Genomic DNA, 19,835 nt, shown 5'->3' with positions numbered 1-19,835 from the left:
GGTATTCGCCTGCCCACCCGGCGTCGAAGAATCCGAGTACTGGGGCTCGACGCTGTTCGAGTAGGCCGGTCCCCCCGTCCGCGTCAATGGACCCTTGCATGCGTCTGACCGCGGCAATGGTTCATTCACGCACGACCCCGGTCTGCGTCGATGGCGCATTGCATACGTCTGACCGCTGCAAGGGTCCATTGACGCAGGCGGGCGATGAGTTCGTAAGGTCGGTTCGGTCCATACGTCGTACGTCTTCGTCATCGACTTCGGGAGCACACATGGGACAGCTGGTTCGGGTACAGAACTTCACCATCTCCAGCGATGGGATCGCTGCTGGGGTGGACCAGAGCTTCGAGAGCCCGTTCGGTCTCGACCACCTGGCCCTGATGAGGTGGTACTTCGCGACCGCCAGCTTTCCTGGAAACGCCGGTTCGGGTGGTAGTCGCGGACTCGACGACTACTTCGCCCGCGACTTCGCCAACGACATCGGTGCCGAGATCATGGGCCGGCACAAGTTCGGACCTCAACGCGGACCGTGGACCGACCACGAATGGCAGGGCTGGTGGGGTGACGAGCCGCCGTTCCACACTCCCGTCTTCGTGCTCACCCACCACGAGCGGCCGTCCATCACACTGTCCAACACCACATTCCACTTCGTCGACGGCGAGCCCGCCGAAGTGCTGACACAGGCAAAGGAGGCCGCGGGCGGCAAGGACGTACGGCTCGGCGGTGGCGTCACCAGCATCCGAGAATTCCTCGACGCCGATCTCGTCGACACCCTGCACATCGCCGTCTCGCCCATCGAATTAGGCTCGGGCCTGAAGCTGTGGGATTCACCCGACGAATTGAACGACAGATTCGAACACGAGATAGTCCCCAGCAGCAGCGGCGTCACGCACCATCTGTTCTGGCGCAGGTAGCCGGTCCGGATCGAGGTACGAGGGGTGGATGGGGATGCGAACCCTCAGCCCCGCAGACCCCAGTGCTCGATCCAGTCGAGTGCAGACATCTCCCCCGGCGCGATGCCGGCGTTGCGGGCCGACGCCTCGGCATTGCGGATCAGGGACGCGAAATCCAGTACCCGACGCCGAAGCAGGTCCTCGGCACTCTCTCCACCGTGCGCGTGATCGACTCCGATGTGTACGACGCGAAGGCCGTCGGGAATGAGCTCGTCGGGCAGGCCGGCCTTCGTGGCTCGTCCGATCACTTTCTGCGCCAGTGCGAGTGACGGCTGAGACAGGGCGATTCCGTCGACGCAGGATCCGCGCGCCTTCTCCGATGCCTTCTTCTCTTCCCAGGCTCGCTCTTGTTCGGCGATGTCGATGGGGCCGTTGCCCGTTCGACCGAGGTGCGGGCTGCGGTGGGTCAGTTTGGCAACGAGTCCCGCGGCGACGTCGTCGACGTCGAATGCGTTCTCGGCGGCATCCTGAGCAATTCGGGAATGAAAGAGCACCTGCAGCAACAGGTCTCCGAGTTCTTCGCGCAGATCCACCAGGTTGCCCGCGGCGATGGCGTCGAGCAGCTCGTAGGTTTCTTCCAGCAGGTACCCGCGCAGCGACTCGTGGGTCTGCTGCGCTTCCCATCCGCCGAGGGTGCGCAGCCGATCCATCAACCGGACTGCCGCGATGAGGTCGTCACCGGGAAGCTTCTCGGCGGCGATGACTCGTTCGCCGCGTTCGATCCGTTCATGAACGTCGGGGTTGGCGGGATCGGTGCTCACCAGAACTGCGTCGACGGCGTCGGGCGCAGCGGTTCCCGAGAACAGCCACCGCACTCGCACCGGCACTTCCTCGGTGAATTGCACGGGCTCGCCGAGAAATTCGACGGCGTCCACCGGGACTTGTGTGGGACGGACCGGGTCGAGCAGAACTACCGTCACCGCTACACCCCCACTGTTTGCTCCAGCAACACCGACCGAGATGGCTTCCCGTCCAAGGATAGGATGAGATCGGCGATGAACTGGACCAATTCGACGTCGCGTACGCGCGCCGCCCCCACTCCGCCACCTTCGACGCGCGGCAGCGGCAACTGCACCACCCCGGTCGTGGCCCGGTACGCAGCACTCGGGTAGAGCCGCTTGAGGCGGATCTGCTTGGAATCGGGCAGATCCATGGGGGCCAGCTTCACCTGCGTTCCGGCGACGTTGACGTCGGTCAGACCATACTCCTTGGCGATCAGGCGCAGCTTGGCGATCGAGACCAGGCGGCCGACCTCCTCGGGCAGCGGGCCGTACCGGTCGACGAGTTCTTCGATGACGGCGTCGATTCCCTCCGAATCGGCTGCCGCAGCGAGCTTTCGATAGCCCTCGAGGCGCAATCGATCGCTGGTGACGTAGTCGGGTGGGATGTTGGCGTCGACGGGCAGGTCGATGCGCACTTCCTTGGGAGCTTCGTCCGTGGTGATGGGCTTGCCGTCGGCGGCCGCGCGATACGCCTCGACCGCTTCACCGACGAGCCGCACGTACAGGTCGAATCCGACGCCTGCGACGTGACCGGACTGCTCTGCGCCCAGAACGTTTCCGGCACCACGGATTTCGAGGTCCTTCATCGCCACGGCCATACCGGCACCGAGGTCGGAGTTCTGCGAGATGGTCGCCAGCCGGTCGTAGGCGGTCTCGGTGAGCGGCTTCTCCGGCGGATACAGGAAGTACGCGTAGCCGCGCTCGCGACTACGGCCCACGCGGCCGCGGAGCTGGTGCAACTGCGAGAGGCCGAGCGAATCGGACCGCTCCACGATGAGCGTGTTGGCATTGGAGATGTCGAGACCGGTCTCGATGATGGTGGTACACACCAGCACGTCGGTCTCACGTTGCCAGAACCCCTGCACGGTGCGTTCGAGTGTTTCCTCGTTCATCTGACCGTGCGCCGTCGCCACCCGCGCCTCGGGCACCAGATCGCGAATCTTCTTGGCGGCCTTGTCGATCGAGCTGACTCGGTTGTGCACGAAGAACACCTGGCCGTCGCGCAGCAACTCACGCCTGATGGCCGCGGCGACCTGCTTGTCGTTGTACGCACCCACGTAGGTGAGCACCGGATGACGCTCTTCCGGCGGAGTGAGAATGGTCGACATCTCACGGATTCCGGCGAGACTCATCTCGAGCGTTCGCGGAATCGGAGTGGCGGACATCGTCAGGACGTCGACGTGGGTTCGGAGCGACTTGATGTGCTCCTTGTGCTCGACGCCGAAGCGCTGCTCCTCGTCGACGATGACCAACCCGAGGTCCTTCCAGGCGACACCGGTCTGCAGCAAGCGGTGCGTGCCGACGACGATGTCGACCGTTCCGTCGGCCAGCCCGGCCATGACCTCCTTGGATTCGGAGCCGTGAGTGAAACGGGAGAGCCCCTTCACCGTCACCGGGAACGACGCCATCCTCGCAGTGAAGGTCTGCAGATGTTGTTGCGCCAGAAGCGTTGTCGGCACCAGCACGGCGACCTGCTTGCCGTCCTGCACCGCCTTGAACGCGGCGCGAACCGCGATCTCGGTCTTGCCGTAGCCGACGTCACCGAGAATGACGCGGTCCATCGGAACCGCCTTCTCCATGTCGGCCTTGACATCGGTGATGGCCGTCATCTGGTCGACCGTCTCGGTGAAACCGAACGCATCTTCCATTTCGAGCTGCCACGGGGTGTCGGGTCCGAAAGCGTGCCCGGGTGCGGCCTGGCGAGCGGCGTACAGCTGCACGAGTTCGCCGGCGATCTCGCGAACTGCCTTGCGCGCTTTGCGTTTGGTGTTGGCCCAATCGGATCCGCCGAGCTTGCTCAGAGACGGCAGCTCACCGCCGACGTAGCGCGAGAGCTGATCGAGCGAGTCCATCGGGACGAAGAGTCGGTCTCCGGGATGGCCACGCTTGCTGGGTGCGTACTCCACGACGAGGTATTCGCGTCGGGCACCGCCGATGGTGCGCTCGACCATCTCGACGAAACGACCGATGCCGTGCTGATCGTGCACGACGCTGTCGCCGGCGACGAGGGCGAGCGGATCGACCTGATTACGACGCTTCGCCGGGAGCTTGCGCCCCTCGCCCGCTGCGGCGACGCGGTTGCCGGTCAGATCGCTCTCGGTGACGACCACGAGTTTCGCGTCGGGAAAGACCAGGCCGTCGTGCAACGATCCGCACAGGACGTTGACGACGTCGGCGACCGGAACTGCACCGGAATCGAGATGTGCCGCAGGCACTTCGGCCTCGGCGAGACGTTCGATGATGCGGGTGGCGGTACCGGCACCGGCGACCGAGATGACCGCACGACCACCGGTGGCGATATGCGCCCGCAGCGTCGCGAACAGGGCCGTCAGCGCCTCCTCGGACCCACGAACCTCCGGGACCGAATCGACGGCGAGTTCGACTTCCTCACCGTTGCCGGATGCCAACGGGCTGATGGTCCACCACGGACGGCCGTGCACCTGCGCCGATTCACGAACCTGTCGAAGCGAACGGTACGCAGAGGCACCGAGATCGAGAGACGCACCTTCGAGGCTGGACGTATCGAGGGTGGAGGTATCGAGCGGCGCAGCTCCACCGATCGATGCCGCCGTCCAGGACGCTTCGAGGAACTCCTGGCCCGTACGCACCAGATCTGTTGCGCGCGTTCGGATTCGCTCGGGGTCGCAGAGCAACACGTGTGTTCCTGCGGGGAGGGTGTCGGCGAGCAACTGCAACTCACCCGGCTGCAGCAGCGGCAGCAGCGCCTCCATGCCCTCCACCGGGACACCGGCGGACAGCTTGTCGAGCATCTCGACCAACGCGGTGTCGCCGGCATTGTCGGCTGCGAGAACCGCAGCGCGGTCGCGGACTTCCTGTGTGAGAAGCAGTTCGCGGCACGGCGGAGCGATGACGAGATCGACCTCGTGATCGGGCAACGAACGCTGATCGGAGACCGCGAACGCGCGGAGTTCGGTGATCTCGTCGCCCCAGAATTCCACGCGCACCGGGTGATCTGCCGTCGGCGAGAACAGGTCGAGGATGCCGCCGCGGACGGCGAACTCGCCGCGCTTACCGACCATGTCCACCCGCAGGTAGCCGAACTCGACGAGTCGGTGGATCAGGCCGTCGAAGTCGATGTCCAGGCCGACCTTCAGGGTCACGGGTTCGATCTCGCCGAGACCGGGTGCCATGGGCTGCACCAACGAGCGGACCGTGGTGACGATGACGCGCAGCGGATCGCCGTAATCGGTGTCGCCGGAGCGAGCGAGCCGGCGCAGTACGTCCAGTCGCTTGCCGACGGTGTCGGCGCTCGGTGAGAGTCGCTCGTGCGGAAGCGTCTCCCACGACGGGAACATGACCACGCCGCCGCCGAGGATCTGGCGGAGCTCGTCGGTGAGATCGTCCGCTTCACGCCCGGTGGCGGTGACGATCAGCAGCTGCGTGTGCTGTGCGATCGCGGCGGCGACGAACGGGCGAACCGAGTGCGGTCCGATGAGTGTGTGTTCGGCGGTTCCGATCGCGTCGGCGACGGCCACCATGGCCGAATCGGTCAGCGCGACGCTTGCCAGACCCGAGAGTTGCAGCGCCGCGTCGGGAACGATCGGGGCCGGCCCGGATGGAGAAATGGCTGGCAGGGAATCGGAAGACAACAGCAATGCTCCTACAAGCGAGTCGAGGCGATGGCTGCGTACGCACAGTCCCGACCGAGTCTATGGGAGCACACCGACAGCGCGGCGGGCGGGAGACTGCGGGTCAGGTCAGCGCTGCGTCGAGCATCGCCGAGAGAGACTCGGCAGCAGCAACCGAGTCGTACTCCTGGTCGTGCAGGCGCTCGGTGACGATCGCGTCGATCCCACCGCCGACGATGATGGCCAGAGTGCGTGAATCGACGCCGACCGTCCCGCGAGTCCGGACGGCTGCGTCGATGATGTCGGCCAACGGACGCCATCGATCCTCCGGTCTGTGCCCCAGAGCCGAGTTGCCGAGCGCCTCGACCAACATCCGGGTGTGCGTCGGGTGATCACGGAGGTGGCCGACCATCGCACGCACATACGCCCGGGGACCTTCCCGGGCGTCGACGGCCTCGACCGCGGCTGCCACGTCCTCCACCAGCGCCGCGAGAACGAACCGATACGCGGCGTCGATCACTGCGTCCTTGGTTCGGAAGTGATACAGCACAGCAGCTTTGGTGATCCCAGCACTGTCCGCGATGCGTGCGAGCGAGACCTTCGCGTACCCGTGTCGGGCGACCGAGTCGATCGTGACGTCGATCAGCTGAGCGCGTCGCGCGCGCTCGACGAAGCTCGGTTCTCTCGTTGCCACGATCGCCAGCCTACCGTACGGTTGATTTACTTACCGATCGGTTAGGAGAGTTGCGATGAACGTCCCAGCACCGAAGAAGCGGCGTCGATACCTGAAGATCGCCGCTGGGGCGCTGACCGTCGGCGTGCTCGCCCTCGCGTTCGCGCTCCGGTCTCCGTCACCGGTGGGCCACTGGAACAGCGCAGCGGGCGAGGACCGATTTCTCGCCGCCTACGACCGCGCGTTCGAGGATCTGCCCGATCCGGCGGAGACGCTCGACATCAGAACCGACTACGGCGTCGTGCGCGTCTATCGATTCGAGGGCACCGGAACCTCGACCCACCCTCTGCTCCTGCTCCCCGGCCGTTCCTCGGCCACACCGGTATGGGCGGCCAACCTGCCCGGACTGCTGACGATCGGCGACGTCTACACCGTCGACCTGCTCGGCGAGCCGGGACGCAGCATCCAGGAACGGCCGATCACCAGCGACGAGGACCAGGCCACGTGGCTCGATCAGACACTCGCCGCTCTGCCGACCGACAAGGTCCATCTCGTCGGACTGTCGATCGGTGGGTGGACCGCAGCGAACCTGGCGCTGCACGACAGCACGCACCTCGCCACTCTCACGCTGATAGACCCGGCCCAGACTTTCGCCGATATTCCGTGGGGCACCGCGATTCGGGCCCTCCCAGCCGCCGTGCCGTGGCTTCCGAAATCCTGGCGGGACAGCTTCAACTCCTATACCGCGGGCGGCGCGGAGGTGCAGGACGTCCCCGTCGCCGACATGATCGAAGCCGGGATGCAGGGCTATTCGCTGAAGCTGCCGCAGCCCACACGTTTTGCCGAAGATCGACTCGCGACGCTCGACGTGCCCGTCCTGGCGATCATCGCGGGCAGGTCGGTGATGCACGACGCTCAGGAAGCAGTCGCGACGGCAGAGAGGACACTGCCCGACGGGACCGTCCGGCTCTATCCGGACGCCTCACACGCCGTCAACGGCGAGTATCCGGAACGAGTGCGCGACGACATCGCGGACTTCGTGCTGCAGTACCGGTAGTTACGGGCCGAAGCGGATGACTCGACGCGCAGCGAACTCGCGGAAGTAGTCGAGCTTGTTGGCCGGGACGAGGGCCGGGAGAAGGTAGTACCAGAGACGCTCCATGCGCGACGGCAGTTCCTCGGTGGTGGAGGTGGCAACAGCCACCATGTGCACGCCGGTGAGAATTTCCAGGACGAGCGAACCGATGGTGCGCGAATCGGAGTTGGGGTCGATGTCGCCCTGCGCGATGGCTTTGGCGGCGAGCTTGTCGAACGACTCGCTCCACCCGGCCATGACGTTGCCCTCGGTGCCGCGGTAATCGCCGATCTGATGGCTCAGTCGAAGCATGGCCGAGACCATGGGGTCGCTGACCGAGAGGTCGACGACGATGTAGGAGATACCGATGGCCGCTTCGAGCGCCGGGATTCGGCCGTCGTTGAACTGCATGCATGCAGTGGTCAACCGAGTGTTGCCCTCGTCGATGACCGCACGTGCGAGTTCTTCCTTGGAACCGAAATGGAAGTACAGAGCGCCTTTGGTGACCTGGGACTGAGAGATGATCTCGCTGAGACTCGCGTTCGCGTACCCCAGGCGCAGGAATACATTCGCTGCGCCCGCGAGCACGGTGTCGCGAGTTATTTCAGCGCGGGCCTGCCTGACCATGGGATCCGCCTTCGCAATTCTGTACTGCCACTGCGCAAATTACGCCCGAACGGTACCACTGAGTGGCTTTACGTCTCATGCCAACATGCATCGGTCCGATTGAGCACTGCGCCGTAGGTGACACAGCTCTCATGGCCGACAAAGGGGACGATACCCCCTCTTACGCCGCGAAGAGACCGAACCGTGTACTCATTCCTCGGTCAATCGAGGGTCCGCCTCCAGATTCGTCAGCCCGTTCCAGCACAGGTTGACCACATGCGCCGCAACCACTTCTTTCGACGGGGTGCGCACGTCGAGCCACCACTGCGCGGTCATGGACACCATTCCGACGAGTGCCTGGGCATACATCGGCGCGAACTCGGGATCGAGGCCGCGACGCGAGAAGTCCCCGGCCAGCATGTGCCCGACGCGACCGATGGCCTCGTTGAGCAACGACGAGTACTTCCCGTCCTCGGCAGCCGCAGGGGAATCGCGAACGAGAATCCGGAAGCCGTCGGTCCGATCTTCGATGTAGGTCAGCAGTGCCAGTGCGACACGTTCGACGCGAATCCGCGAGCGATTGAGATCGAGTGATTTCGTGATCATGCCGAGAAGCGTCGACATCTCCCGGTCGACGATGACGGCGTAGAGACCTTCCTTGCCGCCGAAGTGCTCGTAGACCACCGGCTTGGACACGTTCGCGCGTCCGGCGATCTCCTCGACCGACGCGGCCTCGTACCCGCGTTCGGCGAACAGCGTGCGGCCCACCTCGATCAACTGCTCACGCCGTTGCGTCCCGGTCATTCGGACCCGAGGTGAGCGTTCCTGCTCGGAGGCTGCGCCTGTCATGGAAAACCGCTCCCGTTACCGACCCTGCATTTCCCGACGCCGGAATCGACGCCTTCTCCACACTAGCGATGTCCGATGCATCCGTTTGGCCCACCAATCTTCATCGCGGTTCGACTCACCACCACCTCGCGTGCGAGGATCGTTGCGCTCAGTGGGAGCGCAGCGGCAAACGAATGAGTCGTTCGATTCGTCGGCCACTGGTGAAACCGCTGGCCGTTTATCCGCCGTGGTGTAATGGCAGCACCTCTGATTTTGGTTCAGATAGTTCAGGTTCGAGTCCTGGCGGCGGAGCGAGCAACATCATTCACGCATGCCGTCATTCGCGTTACCGCCTGAGGAGCTCAATGCCTGTGCAGACCGCCGTGGTCGTTCTCGCTGCGGGTGCAGGTACCCGAATGCGGTCGAAGACTCCGAAAGTTCTGCATCCCCTGGCCGGACGCACGATGCTCGCGCACGCCCTTCACGCAGCCGCTGACCTGGGTCCCGACCACCTGGTGACCGTCGTCGGACACGATCGTGAACGAGTGACCGAGGCCGTCCAGGACCTCGCGGCCACCTTCGGTCGCACGATTCACACCGCCGTGCAGGATCGGCAGCTCGGCACCGGGCACGCCGTCCAGTGCGGCCTGGCTGCCCTGCCCGACGATTTCGAGGGCACGATCCTCGTCACCGCGGCCGACGTTCCCCTGCTCGACGGCCACACTCTCAAAGCTCTGCTCGACGAGCATCTGAGCGCCCCCCGGCCCGCAGCCGCCACGGTGCTGACCTTTCTCCCCGACGATGCCAACGGCTACGGCCGTATCGTCCGCACCGACGACGGCGAGGTGGCCGAGATCGTCGAGCACGCCGACGCCACCCCCGCTCAGGTTCTGATCGGTGAGGTCAACTCCGGCGTCTACGCGTTCGACGCCGTCGCGCTGCGTACCGCGCTGGGCAAGCTCAGCACCGCCAATGCCCAGCACGAGCTGTATCTGACCGACGTCGTCAAGATCAGCAAGGCCGACGGCAAGGCCGTCTACGGCACCCAGCTCGCCGATCCCGATCTGGTGGTGGGCGTCAACGACCGCGTCCAGCTGGCGCACGTCACCTCCGTGTTGAACCGTCATATCGTCGAACGACACATGCGGGCCGGCGTCACCGTCGTGGATCCGTCGACCACCTGGATCGACATCGACGTCACCCTCGGCGCGGACGTCCGCATCGAACCCGGCGTCCAACTTCACGGTAAGACCCACATCGCCGACGACGCGGTCGTCGGGCCCGACTCGACGCTGCGTGACGTCGAGATCGGCGAGCGCGCGTCGGTCGTGCGCACCCACGCCGAGCAGGCCGTGATCGGACCCGATGCCACCGTCGGACCGTTCACCTACCTGCGTCCCGGCACGGTGTTGGGCGAGGGCGGCAAACTCGGTGCCTACGTCGAGACCAAGAACGCGACGATCGGCCGCCACACCAAGGTCCCGCACCTCACCTACGTCGGCGATGCCACGATCGGCGACCACAGCAACATCGGTTGCTCCAATGTCTTCGCCAACTACGACGGCGTCAACAAGAGCCGCACGGAAATCGGATCCCACGTACGGACCGGTTCCGACTCGACGTTCGTCGCCCCCGTGCATGTGGGCGACGGCGCTTACACCGGTGCAGGAACAGTGGTTCGGGACGATGTTCCTCCCGGCGCGCTGGCCGTCTCCGGTGGCAAGCAACGCAATATCGAAGGCTGGGTCATGGACAACAGGCCCGGAACCGAAGCTGCGAAAGCAGCGGCGCTCGCAGATCGTGATCGGCAAGAACAAAAGGACGGCGAAGAGCAGTGACCACCCCTAATTGGATCGACAACCAGAAGAACCTGATGCTGTTTTCTGGTCGAGCACATCCGGAGTTGGCCGAGCAGGTCGCCAAGGAACTCGGAATCGACGTCACCCCGCAGACCGCGCGTGACTTCGCCAACGGCGAGATCTTCGTTCGCTTCGAGGAGTCGGTCCGCGGATCGGACGCCTTCGTGCTGCAGTCGCATCCGTTCCCGCTCAACACGTGGCTGATGGAACAGCTCATCATGATCGACGCGCTCAAGCGCGGATCGGCCAAGCGCATCACCGCGATCCTGCCGTTCTACCCGTACGCGCGCCAGGACAAGAAGCACCGGGGACGCGAGCCCATCTCCGCTCGTCTGGTCGCGGATCTGCTCAAGACCGCCGGTGCCGACCGCATCATCACCGTCGACCTGCACACCGATCAGATCCAGGGCTTCTTCGACGGCCCCGTCGATCACATGCACGCACACAGCCAGCTCGCCGATCACATCCGGGCGACCTACAGCCTCGAGCACATCACCGTGGTCTCCCCCGACTCCGGCCGCGTGCGCGTCGCCGAGAAATGGGCCGACTCGTTCGACGGCGCGCCGCTGGCGTTCATCCACAAGACGCGTGACCCGTTGGTGCCCAACCAGGTCAAGTCCAACCGCGTCGTCGGTGACGTCGAAGGCCGCACCTGCATCCTCATCGACGACATGATCGACACCGGCGGCACCATCGCCGGTGCCGTGAAGGTGCTCAAGGAAGCCGGAGCCGGTGACGTCGTCATCGCCGCCACCCACGGCGTTCTGTCCAATCCGGCCGCCGAGCGTCTCGCGAACTGCGGTGCCAAGGAAGTCGTCGTCACCAACACCCTGCCGATCAGCGACGAGAAGCGCTTCGCAACGCTGACCGAGCTCTCGATCGCGCCGCTGCTGGCTCGCACCATTCGCGAGGTCTTCGAAAACGGTTCCGTCACCAGCCTTTTCAACGGCAGCGCATAACAGTCAGTCTGTTTCACCCCGCCCCGCCCACTCTCCGTCCGCGCCGCATGAACTACGTCACGTCCGTGACCGGAACATGCAGCTCGCGAGACGGGGGTGTGCGGGGCGGGTTTCGTTGTCACCTAAGATGACTCGTCGTGATCGACGCAGACTCTCCCCACGGCCCGGCTGGAACTACTACGGTCAGAATTGCCCGATGGACGCCGGGCGGGTGCGTCTGGTGCGGTAGCACCGACAGCGTCGAGGACTTCCGAAACGAGCCGCGCTGCGGTCTGTGCCGCGAGAAGGAAGCGGTCATCGACGAGGCCAAGCACTTCATCGGGATGTACGGTCTGCGGCCCCTGGGCGGCACGCTGGCGTCCGAGGACGAGGAGGAGCGCGAGTACCGCGTCACCGCTCGGGATGCGCGTGAGGTGCTCAACCGCATTCGGCTCGAGAAGCTGCCCGATCCGGCCGCCGTCCGCAAGGCGTTGCGTCCCAGGGCCGCTGCTGCGGGAAACACACCGGCCCCGACGACGTCCGGAGCGCCTGCGAAGGCACCGACGAAGAAGTCGCAGGCCGGGGTCACCGGGATCGATGCGATCGAACTGCAGTCCCGGGTGCAGAAGTTGCTCGGCCAGCTGACCTCCGTCGACGAGCAGATCAGCGCGCTCGACGGCGTGCAGGGCCTGCCGGCACGTGCACGCATGAAGGATCTCGAGCGGCAACGCACCACCGTCCTGTCGACCCTGGCCGCGCTCGAGAAGGCTCGTCGCCGCACCAACTGATCCACGTAGTCTGATCGAGTGCTGCGCAAGCGTCCGATCTCACGGCAGGTGCTCGATGCCACCTACGCCGTCGTCTTCGTTCTGCTCCTGCTGCCGTCGACGCTGAGCGGACCGTACGGTTCTTCCGGCGCGGGTGTGCTGGTCGGTTTCGGCGTAGCGCTGGCCATCAGGCGCCGATCACCGCGACTGTCGTTGGCGCTCGCCTGGGTGCTGGCCGTCGTGCAGATGGTCAGCGGGGTGCTCCCCCTCTCCGCAGACACCGCAATCTTCGCGATCCTGTACTGCTCGGCCGCGTACGGCGACAGCGTCGTTCGGCGCTTGGGGCTCGCGTCGGCCGTCGGCGGCGGAGTGACTGCCGCTCTTTACCTGGCGTACGTGGACGGCAATCCTTTCGGCCCGCCCACGGAGGAGGGCTACCAGGAACCCCGAATAGCACAGTTCGCCCTGCTGCTCGCCGGCCTCTGGGCCATGCTCGGGTTGTCCTGGGCCCTGGGCCGCCTCGCCTACGCCCGGCGCACCGCCATCGAATCCGCACACGCGCGCGAGCTCGCCGAGGTACATCAGGCCCGCGCCGAACACGAAGTGGCAATCGAGCAGGAGCGCAACAGAATTGCTCGCGACATGCACGACATCGTGGCGCATTCGTTGGCCGTGGTGATCGCGCAGGCCGACGGTGCACGCTACGTGCGCGCCGTCGATCCCGCTGCCGTCGACACTGCTCTGACGACAATCTCCGACACCGCGCGCGAGGCACTCTCCGATGTTCGGGTGTTGCTCGGACAGCTTCGTCACAGTCAGGGCGATCTACCGAACCCGACACCCGACGATCTCGAGCGTCTCTTCGACCAAGTACGCGCGACCGGACTCACCATCGACTCCTCGATCGACACCACGTCCGTATCGTTGGGTGCCGGTGCGCACCTGGCTCTCTACCGGATCGCGCAGGAATCGTTGACCAATGCCCTTCGTCACGGCGATCCCGACAAGCCCGTCACCGTCACCATCGAATCCGACCCGGCCGGCATCGAATTGACGGTGCGCAACACTGTGCGCTCGGTCCGTTCGGCATCGGAATCGGGCGGGCACGGAATCGCCGGCATGAAGGAACGCGCCAGCCTCGCCGGTGGCATGTGCACCGCGTCCGGCGACGGCTCGTCGTGGACCGTGACTGCCTGGCTTCCTGCTGCCGGCTCGTCCACGAAGGGAATCAACTGATGGCCGATCGAATCAAGGTGGCTCTGGTCGACGATCAGCAGCTGTTCCGAGCGGGTATTCGCATGCTCATTTCCTCGCAGCCCGATCTGGAGTTCGTCGGTGAGGCGGGCAACGGGAAGGAAGCCGTGGAGCTCGCCGCGTCGGCAGTGCCCGACGTGATGCTCATGGACGTCCGGATGCCGGTGCTCGACGGTATCGCCGCTACCGAGCGGATCGTGGCCGCGTCCGATACTCCACCGCGGATTCTGGTGCTCACGACGTTCGATCTCGACGAGAGTGCGGCACGAGCCATCCGTTCGGGGGCAAGCGGTTTCGTGCTCAAGGACGCGGACCCGGAATTTCTGCTCGCCGCGATCCGGACGGTCCATGCAGGTAATTCGGTGATCGCCGCGTCGGCGACGACGGGGCTGCTGGCGCACTTCACACCCACGCCGGTGGTGCCGAAGGTCCCTGCCGAGTTCGCCACCCTCACCGCACGAGAGAAGGAGCTCTTCCGACTCACCGCCCGTGGGCTGAGCAACTCCGAGATCGCCGCGATGGAGTTCTTGAGCGAGGCGACGGTGAAGACACACATCAGCCGCATCTTCGCCAAACTCGCGCTGCGAGATCGGGTGCAGTTGGTGGTCTACGCATTCGAGCACGGCCTCAACTCACCTTGACCGTACGGGGACTGACACCTAAGTCATCCTGTAGATGTACGAGGCGAAGACTCGCGCCTGATTACTCGGGGCCGCCGAATTCATAGCGTTGTGGGCATGACGATCACAGCAGGCCCCGTTGCACGGGCATTTCAGGTCAGCAAACATTTCGGCGACTCGTCCAATCCGGTGAGCGCCCTCGACAACGTCTCTCTCGACATTCACGGCGGCCAGTTCACCGCCATCATGGGACCGTCCGGCTCCGGCAAATCGACCTTGATGCATGTGATGGCCGGACTGGACAACGCCAGCTCCGGACATCTGATGCTGGCCGGTGCCGACATCACAGCGGCCGACGACGACGCACTGACGACGCTGCGCCGCACACAGGTCGGCTTCATCTTCCAGTCGTTCAATCTCGTTCCCACCCTCGATGTTCGGGGCAACATACTGCTGCCGTTCGAGCTCGACGGCCGCGCACCCACCGCCGAGGAGGCAGCCTGGATAGAGCAACTCATAGACACTCTGGGATTGCAGGGGCGGGTGAACCACCGCCCGCATCAGCTCTCGGGTGGGCAGCAGCAGCGCGTCGCGATCGCCCGCGCACTGGGTACGCGGCCGCACCTCATCTTTGCCGACGAACCCACCGGCAACCTCGATTCTCGCACCGGGCGTGAGGTTCTCGGCCTACTCGCCGCAGCGGTGCGCGAGTACGGCCAGTCGATCGTGATGGTCACGCACGACCCCATCGCGGCCAGTTACGCCGATCGCATCGTCTTCCTCGCCGACGGGCGCGTCGCCAACGAACTGGGACGTTCGACGCCGGAACAGATTTCGAGCTACATGCTGGGAATGGAGCACGCATCATGAAAGCGTTGACTTCTGCTCATGCGTCGAAGGAGCACGGTGCCAGTCTGCTGGTGACGTCGCTGGCGTCGTTCTTCGGTGTGGTCTTGATTCAGGCGACGGCGTTCCTGGTCGACATCTTCGGGGAAATGGAAGGTGCTGCCGTCACGGCGCTCTACAGCGTGGCCCTGGTGTTCATCGGGCTCGCACTGTATGTGGCGGCGGTGGTCACCTCGAACACGTTCGCGACGATCGTCGCCGGACGCACCCGCACCATTGCCCTTCTTCGACTACTGGGTGCCCGGGCGCGTGACCTTCGTCGATCGGTGGCCGGGGAAGGCTTCCTCGTCGGATTGTTCGGTGGTGCAGTCGGTTCGGTTCTCGGAATCGGTGCCAGCCATCTCGCGCGGGCGGTTGCGGTCTCGGCCGGTCAGCTGCCGGATGTGGAGTACACGTCCGTTCAGCCGCTGGTGATCCTGCCGGTGGTCGTCGTGGTGCTGACGACGACCCTCGCGTCGTACGTCGGGTCTCGAAAGGTGTTGGACGTGACGCCCGTTCAGGCGACGGGAGGCGCAGTGGACACGGGAGTGGAGGCTCCGCGGTCGCGTCGCATCAGGACGGTGCTGTCGATCGTGCTGATCGCAGGCGGAGTGGCGTTGCTCGGTCTCGGGATCCTGATCGGGATGGTGAACCCGACCGGCGTTCTGGTGGCGTTCCTCGGCGGTGTCGCATCGTTCACCGGCATCATGGTGGGTGCCTACCGAATTCTGCCCGCGACGCTGAGGCTGGTCGGGCGACTGTTCGGCCGAGGACCTGCGGCGAGATTGGCTGCGGCCAACGCAATTCGCTATCCGGACCGCAGTACCCGTACCGCGGTGGGCTTGCTGATCGGGGTGACGTTGGTGACCACGTTCGCCGTCGCGATGTACAGCTATCGGTCGATGCTCGTCAACGAATACGACGAAGCCTCCGTCGACCAGGTACTCACCGTGACGGTGGGAATCATGACCGGACTGATCGGGTTCTCGGCTGTGATCGCGGCGGTCGGAATGGTGAACAACCTGCTGTTGAGCATTATGCAGCGCACCCGTGAGATCGGTCTGTTGCGGGCACTCGGATTCACCCGCAAGCAGATTCGGGCGATGATCGTCTCGGAGAGCAGTCAGATGGTGGTCGCGTCGATGGGCTTCGGTCTGATCCTCGGCATCGTCTACGGCTGGGCCGCAGCACAATCGCTGCTGGGCTCGTTGGATTCGCGCGGGCTCACTGCTCCCACCCTGCCGTGGGCTGTGATCGCCGGAACGGTGCTGTGCGGTGGACTCCTCGCGCTCGGAGCCTCACTGACCCCGGCACGACGTGCGAATCAAATTTCGCCGGTGGTCGCGCTGGCGGATGCCTGATCGCGAGGTCGGTAGCGCTCGGCAATCTCGACAGCGCGGCGATACAGTCCATCCCGTAACGACTGCGGTGCAAGCACTTCCGCATCGGTCCCGAGTTGCCACATGGCCCACTCCGCATGCCGCGCATCCTGGAACGTGAGTTCCAAGCGCAAACGACCGTCACCGTCGATGTTCTCGTCGGTGACGGTCAACGCCGTGTCTGCGAGTTCTTCCCGGCGCGCCGGATGTATGCACGCCGACACTGTCGTTCGAGCGTCTCCGTTCCTGAATCGGGTGCTGCGATCGTGCCACAACCGATCCAGACGAACGTTGTCTGCGCGTTGCGCCGGGTCGGACAGAACCACGGCCTCCGTCACCCGCGAGAGTCGGTAGGTGCGGTCTTCGCCGTCCCGCGTGGCGAGAAGGTAGCCCCGGTTACGTACCGTGACCAGTCCGACCGGATCCACGATGCGCCACTGTTCGTCCCCACCCACCGGCGCGTAGAGAATCCGCAGCTTTCTGCCGTCGAGCACAGCTCTGCGCACGGGGACCATGACGGCGGTGGGAATTTGCTCTGCGGCAGTGCGTCGAGACAACAGATCCGCCTCCGGCTCGATGAGGAGCCGCCGAGCTGCAGTGCGCGCAGTGTCGTGATGGCCGTCGGGCAACGCGTCCATCACCTTTCGGAGCGCAGACGCGACGGCGGACCCGAGTCCGAGCGCATGGTCTCCCCCGGTCGATCCGACAGCGGCCAACAGTGCCAGGGTCTCGTCGTGGTTGAGGCCGGGAAATTCGGCTCGGAAGCCGGGCAGCAGCGCGAATCCTCCCAGTCGACCCCGTTCGGCGTAGACGGGCACGCCCGCCGTCGAGAGAGCGTCGATGTCGCGGAGCACGGTGCGAGTCGACACTTCCAGTTCGGCGGCGAGGGCGTCGGCCGTCATTCGGCCTCGCTGGCGTAGCAGGAGCACGAGCGAGACCAGCCTGTCTGCGCGCATGCGAAGACGGTACCGAAATACACGACAGAGGGTGTCGTGATTCGGTGACAGCCTTTCCTTCGTACGGTCGGACGAACAAGACGGAGGAATACGACGATGGAACGAACTGCGGTCAATCCGGTGCAGTGGTCGGTGGCGCTGGGCTTCGACCAAGGCGTACTGATCAACGGAAACAACAGAACTCTCTACTGCTCCGGGCAGACTGCGATGAACAGCAACGGCGCACCGGAGCATGACGGAGACATGGCGGCGCAGCTTGCGCTCGGTCTCGACAATCTGGACGCGGTGCTGGCGGCGGCCGACATGTCGATGTCGAACGTGGTGAAACTGGGGATCTACACCACCGACGTCGACCTTCTGTTCCAGCACTACGGTGTACTCATGTCAAGACTGGGGGCAGCAGGAGTCGCGCCCGCCACCACGATGCTGGAAGTGACCCGGTTGGCAGTTCCTGGCCAGATGATCGAGATCGACGCCATCGCCGTGGGCTGACGCCTCTGCTCAGGCTTCGCTGTCGAGTTGCGCCATCTGCGCCTCGGCATAGCGCTCGCCCGCTACCGCATCTTTCGGCACGGCATTCTCGATCCGCGCCACCTCGTCGGAGGTCAACAAGATCTCCTCTGCAGCAATAGTTTCCGTCAATCGCTCGACGGTTCGTGCGCCGACGACGGGCACGATGTCGTCACCACGAGAGAGGACCCAAGCGATGGCCAGTTGCGCGACCGTGACGTTGCGCTCGTCCGCGATCTCGGCCAGCAACTCCACGAGTTCGCGATTCCTCGTCAGGTTCTCCCCTTGGAATCGAGGACTGTGTGCACGGAAGTCGTTGGCGGCCAACGCGGTGGGTGCGCGGAACGTGTCGCTCAGCAGCCCACGTGAGAGCACGCCGTACGCCGTGATTCCGACGCCCAGGTCACGCGCGGTATCGAGGATGTCTGCCTCGATGCCGCGCGAGACGATGGAGTATTCGATCTGCAGGTCGCTGATCGGGTGCACCGCCGCGGCACGACGCAGTGTCGCACTTCCGATCTCGGACAAGCCGATGTGCCGCACGTATCCCGCGTCCACCATCTCGGCTATGGCACCGACGGTGTCCTCGATCGGCACCTGTGGATCGAGCCGAGCGGGGCGGTAGACGTCGACGTGGTCCACTCCCAGCCGCTGCAACGTGTAGCCGAGTGAGCTCTTGACGGCGTTCGGCCTGCCGTCGAATCCGAGCCAGCTTCCGTCGGGTCCGCGTAGTGCGCCGAACTTCACCGACAGCACGACCTCGTCGCGGTTGCGCTCATTCAATGCCCGACCGATGAGCGTTTCGTTGTGGCCGGCACCGTAGAAGTCCCCTGTATCGACCAGGTCGACGCCGGCGTCGAGCGCAGCGTGGATGGTGCGGATCGATTCGTCGTCGCTGGATTCGCCGTATGCACCGGACATACCCATCGCGCCGAGGCCGATACGCGAGACGGTGGGTCCGGACTTTCCCAGTTGTGTTCTGTTCATGTAGTCCACTGTGTGCTCTCGACCAGAATTGCGGCAGAGAGCGGTCGTCAGGGGACTGCCGATCCCTGGTTCGAGTCGGCGATTCGGCGCACACTGACCGAGTGGAACGTGACGAACTGGCCGACTTCCTCCGACGACGTCGGGCGCTGCTGACGCCCGAGGACGTCGGTGTCTCACCGGGTCCGCGACGCCGCACGCCGGGGCTCCGCCGCGACGAAGTGGCACTGCTGGCCGGGATGTCCACCGATTACTACACCCGCCTCGAGCAGCGGCGCGGACCGCATCCGTCCACGCAGATTCTCGGTTCGCTCGCCCGCGCGCTGCGGTTGGACGACGACGAGCGCGACCATCTCTTCATCCTCGCCGGCCAGGCACCGCCCACCCGTGTCGGCGCGGACAAGCACGTCGGGCCCGGCCTGATGCACCTGCTGACCAAGCTCGACGACACGCCGGCCTGCGTCGTGACAGACCTCGGTGAGATCGTGGCGCACAACGCGATGTACCTCGCGCTGGCCGAGGACCCGCGCAGGTACACCGGGCTCGACAAGTACGTGGTGTGGCGGTGGTTCACCGATCCCGGCACGCGCCGGAACTTCGTACGTGAGGACTGGGATCGGATGGGCCACAAACACGTAGCCGATCTTCGAGCAGTGTCGGCCAGGCGAGCAGGCGATCCTGAGGTCGCGGTACTGGTCGAGCGACTACGCGCCGCCAGTACCGAGTTCGAGACGATTTGGAGCGAGCACCGAGTCGCATACAAGACGTCGGCGTCCAAACGCTTCGTGCATCCCGAACTCGGCGTGATCGCCGTCCACTGCGAGACCCTCGTGACCCAGAAAGAGGGCCAGCATCTCCTGGTCTATTCGCCGCAGCCGGGAACCGATGCCCGCGAGAAACTGAATCTGCTCGGCGTCATCGGTACTCAGCACCTGGGCGTCACTGCCTCCGAGTAGTCGA

General features: G+C 65.0%; 18 protein-coding genes and 1 tRNA gene. 12 read left to right on the top strand and 7 right to left on the bottom strand.

Annotation, left to right across the window (positions count from 1 at the left end; genetic code table 11):
- Positions 1-269 precede the first annotated feature (269 nt).
- The gene (locus CH251_RS15275) at positions 270-911 is read left to right on the top strand and encodes a dihydrofolate reductase family protein (protein WP_094613869.1); all 642 of its coding nucleotides are present in this window, start codon (positions 270-272) and stop codon (positions 909-911) included.
- Positions 912-955: 44 nt separating this feature from the next.
- Here CH251_RS15275 and CH251_RS15270 read toward each other — a convergent pair whose 3' ends face one another.
- The 3 genes from CH251_RS15270 to CH251_RS15260 all read right to left on the bottom strand — a co-directional run bounded on the left by CH251_RS15270 (position 956) and on the right by CH251_RS15260 (position 6,235).
- Positions 956-1,870 carry a MazG family protein gene (locus tag CH251_RS15270; RefSeq protein WP_094613868.1) on the bottom strand — a complete coding sequence of 305 codons (915 nt, stop codon included), beginning with the start codon at positions 1,868-1,870 and terminating at the stop codon, positions 956-958.
- Positions 1,871-1,872: 2 nt separating this feature from the next.
- A complete protein-coding gene (gene mfd, locus CH251_RS15265; RefSeq protein ID WP_256979089.1) occupies positions 1,873-5,451 on the bottom strand; it encodes a transcription-repair coupling factor in 3,579 nt (1,192 codons plus the stop codon).
- 214 nt (positions 5,452-5,665) lie between these two features.
- A complete protein-coding gene (locus CH251_RS15260; protein WP_094613867.1) occupies positions 5,666-6,235 on the bottom strand; it encodes a TetR/AcrR family transcriptional regulator in 570 nt (189 codons plus the stop codon).
- 55 nt (positions 6,236-6,290) lie between these two features.
- On the opposite strand from CH251_RS15260, the gene CH251_RS15255 reads away from it, so the two are divergent.
- The gene (locus CH251_RS15255; protein ID WP_094613866.1) at positions 6,291-7,271 is read left to right on the top strand and encodes an alpha/beta fold hydrolase; all 981 of its coding nucleotides are present in this window, start codon (positions 6,291-6,293) and stop codon (positions 7,269-7,271) included.
- On the opposite strand, the gene CH251_RS15250 is transcribed toward CH251_RS15255, so the two are convergent.
- Together CH251_RS15250 and CH251_RS15245 are read right to left on the bottom strand one after the other, a co-directional pair.
- A complete protein-coding gene (locus CH251_RS15250; RefSeq protein ID WP_094613865.1) occupies positions 7,272-7,916 on the bottom strand; it encodes a ScbR family autoregulator-binding transcription factor in 645 nt (214 codons plus the stop codon).
- Positions 7,917-8,105: 189 nt separating this feature from the next.
- On the bottom strand, positions 8,106-8,744 hold the full coding sequence (locus tag CH251_RS15245) for a TetR/AcrR family transcriptional regulator (protein WP_094613864.1): 639 nt from the start codon (positions 8,742-8,744) through the stop codon (positions 8,106-8,108).
- A 220-nt stretch (positions 8,745-8,964) separates the two neighbouring features.
- On the opposite strand from CH251_RS15245, the gene CH251_RS15240 reads away from it, so the two are divergent.
- From CH251_RS15240 to CH251_RS15205, 8 genes are all read left to right on the top strand, one after another.
- Positions 8,965-9,035, top strand: a tRNA-Gln gene (locus CH251_RS15240).
- Positions 9,036-9,088: 53 nt separating this feature from the next.
- Entirely contained in the window at positions 9,089-10,561 is a 1,473-nt protein-coding gene (gene glmU, locus CH251_RS15235) for a bifunctional UDP-N-acetylglucosamine diphosphorylase/glucosamine-1-phosphate N-acetyltransferase GlmU (RefSeq protein WP_094613863.1), read from the top strand.
- Complete coding sequence (locus tag CH251_RS15230; protein WP_032395699.1) at positions 10,558-11,541, top strand: ribose-phosphate diphosphokinase; 984 nt, start codon at positions 10,558-10,560, stop codon at positions 11,539-11,541. The genes glmU and CH251_RS15230 overlap by 4 nt, the downstream gene beginning before the upstream one ends.
- 137 nt (positions 11,542-11,678) lie before the next feature.
- Entirely contained in the window at positions 11,679-12,308 is a 630-nt protein-coding gene (locus CH251_RS15225; protein ID WP_256979088.1) for a hypothetical protein, read from the top strand.
- Positions 12,309-12,326: 18 nt separating this feature from the next.
- Complete coding sequence (locus CH251_RS15220; RefSeq protein ID WP_094613862.1) at positions 12,327-13,523, top strand: sensor histidine kinase; 1,197 nt, start codon at positions 12,327-12,329, stop codon at positions 13,521-13,523.
- Positions 13,523-14,182 (top strand): response regulator transcription factor, encoded by a 660-nt coding sequence (locus tag CH251_RS15215; protein WP_094613861.1) that lies wholly within the window; start codon positions 13,523-13,525, stop codon positions 14,180-14,182. Before CH251_RS15220 ends, CH251_RS15215 begins: the two co-directional genes overlap by 1 nt.
- Positions 14,183-14,278: 96 nt before the next feature.
- Positions 14,279-15,031 (top strand): ABC transporter ATP-binding protein, encoded by a 753-nt coding sequence (locus CH251_RS15210; RefSeq protein WP_094613860.1) that lies wholly within the window; start codon positions 14,279-14,281, stop codon positions 15,029-15,031.
- Positions 15,028-16,407 (top strand): ABC transporter permease, encoded by a 1,380-nt coding sequence (locus CH251_RS15205; RefSeq protein WP_094613859.1) that lies wholly within the window; start codon positions 15,028-15,030, stop codon positions 16,405-16,407. Before CH251_RS15210 ends, CH251_RS15205 begins: the two co-directional genes overlap by 4 nt.
- Here the strand turns inward: CH251_RS15205 and CH251_RS15200 are convergent.
- Positions 16,371-17,381, bottom strand: coding sequence for a YafY family protein (locus CH251_RS15200; protein ID WP_094613858.1), 1,011 nt, complete (start codon positions 17,379-17,381; stop codon positions 16,371-16,373). The genes CH251_RS15205 and CH251_RS15200 overlap by 37 nt on opposite strands.
- Positions 17,382-17,477: 96 nt before the next feature.
- Between CH251_RS15200 and CH251_RS15195 the strand changes: the two genes are divergently transcribed.
- Positions 17,478-17,873 (top strand): RidA family protein, encoded by a 396-nt coding sequence (locus CH251_RS15195; RefSeq protein ID WP_094613857.1) that lies wholly within the window; start codon positions 17,478-17,480, stop codon positions 17,871-17,873.
- A 9-nt stretch (positions 17,874-17,882) separates the two neighbouring features.
- Here CH251_RS15195 and CH251_RS15190 read toward each other — a convergent pair whose 3' ends face one another.
- Complete coding sequence (locus CH251_RS15190; protein WP_094613897.1) at positions 17,883-18,878, bottom strand: aldo/keto reductase; 996 nt, start codon at positions 18,876-18,878, stop codon at positions 17,883-17,885.
- Between the two features lie 101 nt (positions 18,879-18,979).
- On the opposite strand from CH251_RS15190, the gene CH251_RS15185 reads away from it, so the two are divergent.
- Entirely contained in the window at positions 18,980-19,831 is an 852-nt protein-coding gene (locus CH251_RS15185; RefSeq protein ID WP_094613856.1) for a helix-turn-helix transcriptional regulator, read from the top strand.
- The last annotated feature ends 4 nt before the right edge of the window (positions 19,832-19,835 follow it).

Source organism: Rhodococcus sp. 06-462-5, assembly GCF_002258315.1.
Taxonomy (GTDB): Bacteria; Actinomycetota; Actinomycetes; order Mycobacteriales; family Mycobacteriaceae; genus Rhodococcoides.
This window is presented reverse-complemented; position numbering and strand designations above follow the sequence as displayed.

What these genes read in the sequence shown, in the direction of transcription:
- CH251_RS15245 (WP_094613864.1), bottom strand. Translation starts at nt 8,744, where the DNA reads ATGACAGGCGCAGCCTCCGAGCAGGAACGCTCACCTCGGGTCCGAATG.
- CH251_RS15250 (WP_094613865.1), bottom strand. Translation starts at nt 7,916, where the DNA reads ATGGTCAGGCAGGCCCGCGCTGAAATAACTCGCGACACCGTGCTCGCG.
- CH251_RS15190 (WP_094613897.1), bottom strand. Translation starts at nt 18,878, where the DNA reads ATGAACAGAACACAACTGGGAAAGTCCGGACCCACCGTCTCGCGTATC.
- CH251_RS15215 (WP_094613861.1), top strand. Translation starts at nt 13,523, where the DNA reads ATGGCCGATCGAATCAAGGTGGCTCTGGTCGACGATCAGCAGCTGTTC.
- CH251_RS15205 (WP_094613859.1), top strand. Translation starts at nt 15,028, where the DNA reads ATGAAAGCGTTGACTTCTGCTCATGCGTCGAAGGAGCACGGTGCCAGT.
- CH251_RS15255 (WP_094613866.1), top strand. Translation starts at nt 6,291, where the DNA reads ATGAACGTCCCAGCACCGAAGAAGCGGCGTCGATACCTGAAGATCGCC.
- CH251_RS15200 (WP_094613858.1), bottom strand. Translation starts at nt 17,381, where the DNA reads ATGCGCGCAGACAGGCTGGTCTCGCTCGTGCTCCTGCTACGCCAGCGA.
- CH251_RS15275 (WP_094613869.1), top strand. Translation starts at nt 270, where the DNA reads ATGGGACAGCTGGTTCGGGTACAGAACTTCACCATCTCCAGCGATGGG.
- glmU (WP_094613863.1), top strand. Translation starts at nt 9,089, where the DNA reads ATGCCTGTGCAGACCGCCGTGGTCGTTCTCGCTGCGGGTGCAGGTACC.
- CH251_RS15195 (WP_094613857.1), top strand. Translation starts at nt 17,478, where the DNA reads ATGGAACGAACTGCGGTCAATCCGGTGCAGTGGTCGGTGGCGCTGGGC.
- CH251_RS15210 (WP_094613860.1), top strand. Translation starts at nt 14,279, where the DNA reads ATGACGATCACAGCAGGCCCCGTTGCACGGGCATTTCAGGTCAGCAAA.
- mfd (WP_256979089.1), bottom strand. Translation starts at nt 5,451, where the DNA reads ATGGTGGCCGTCGCCGACGCGATCGGAACCGCCGAACACACACTCATC.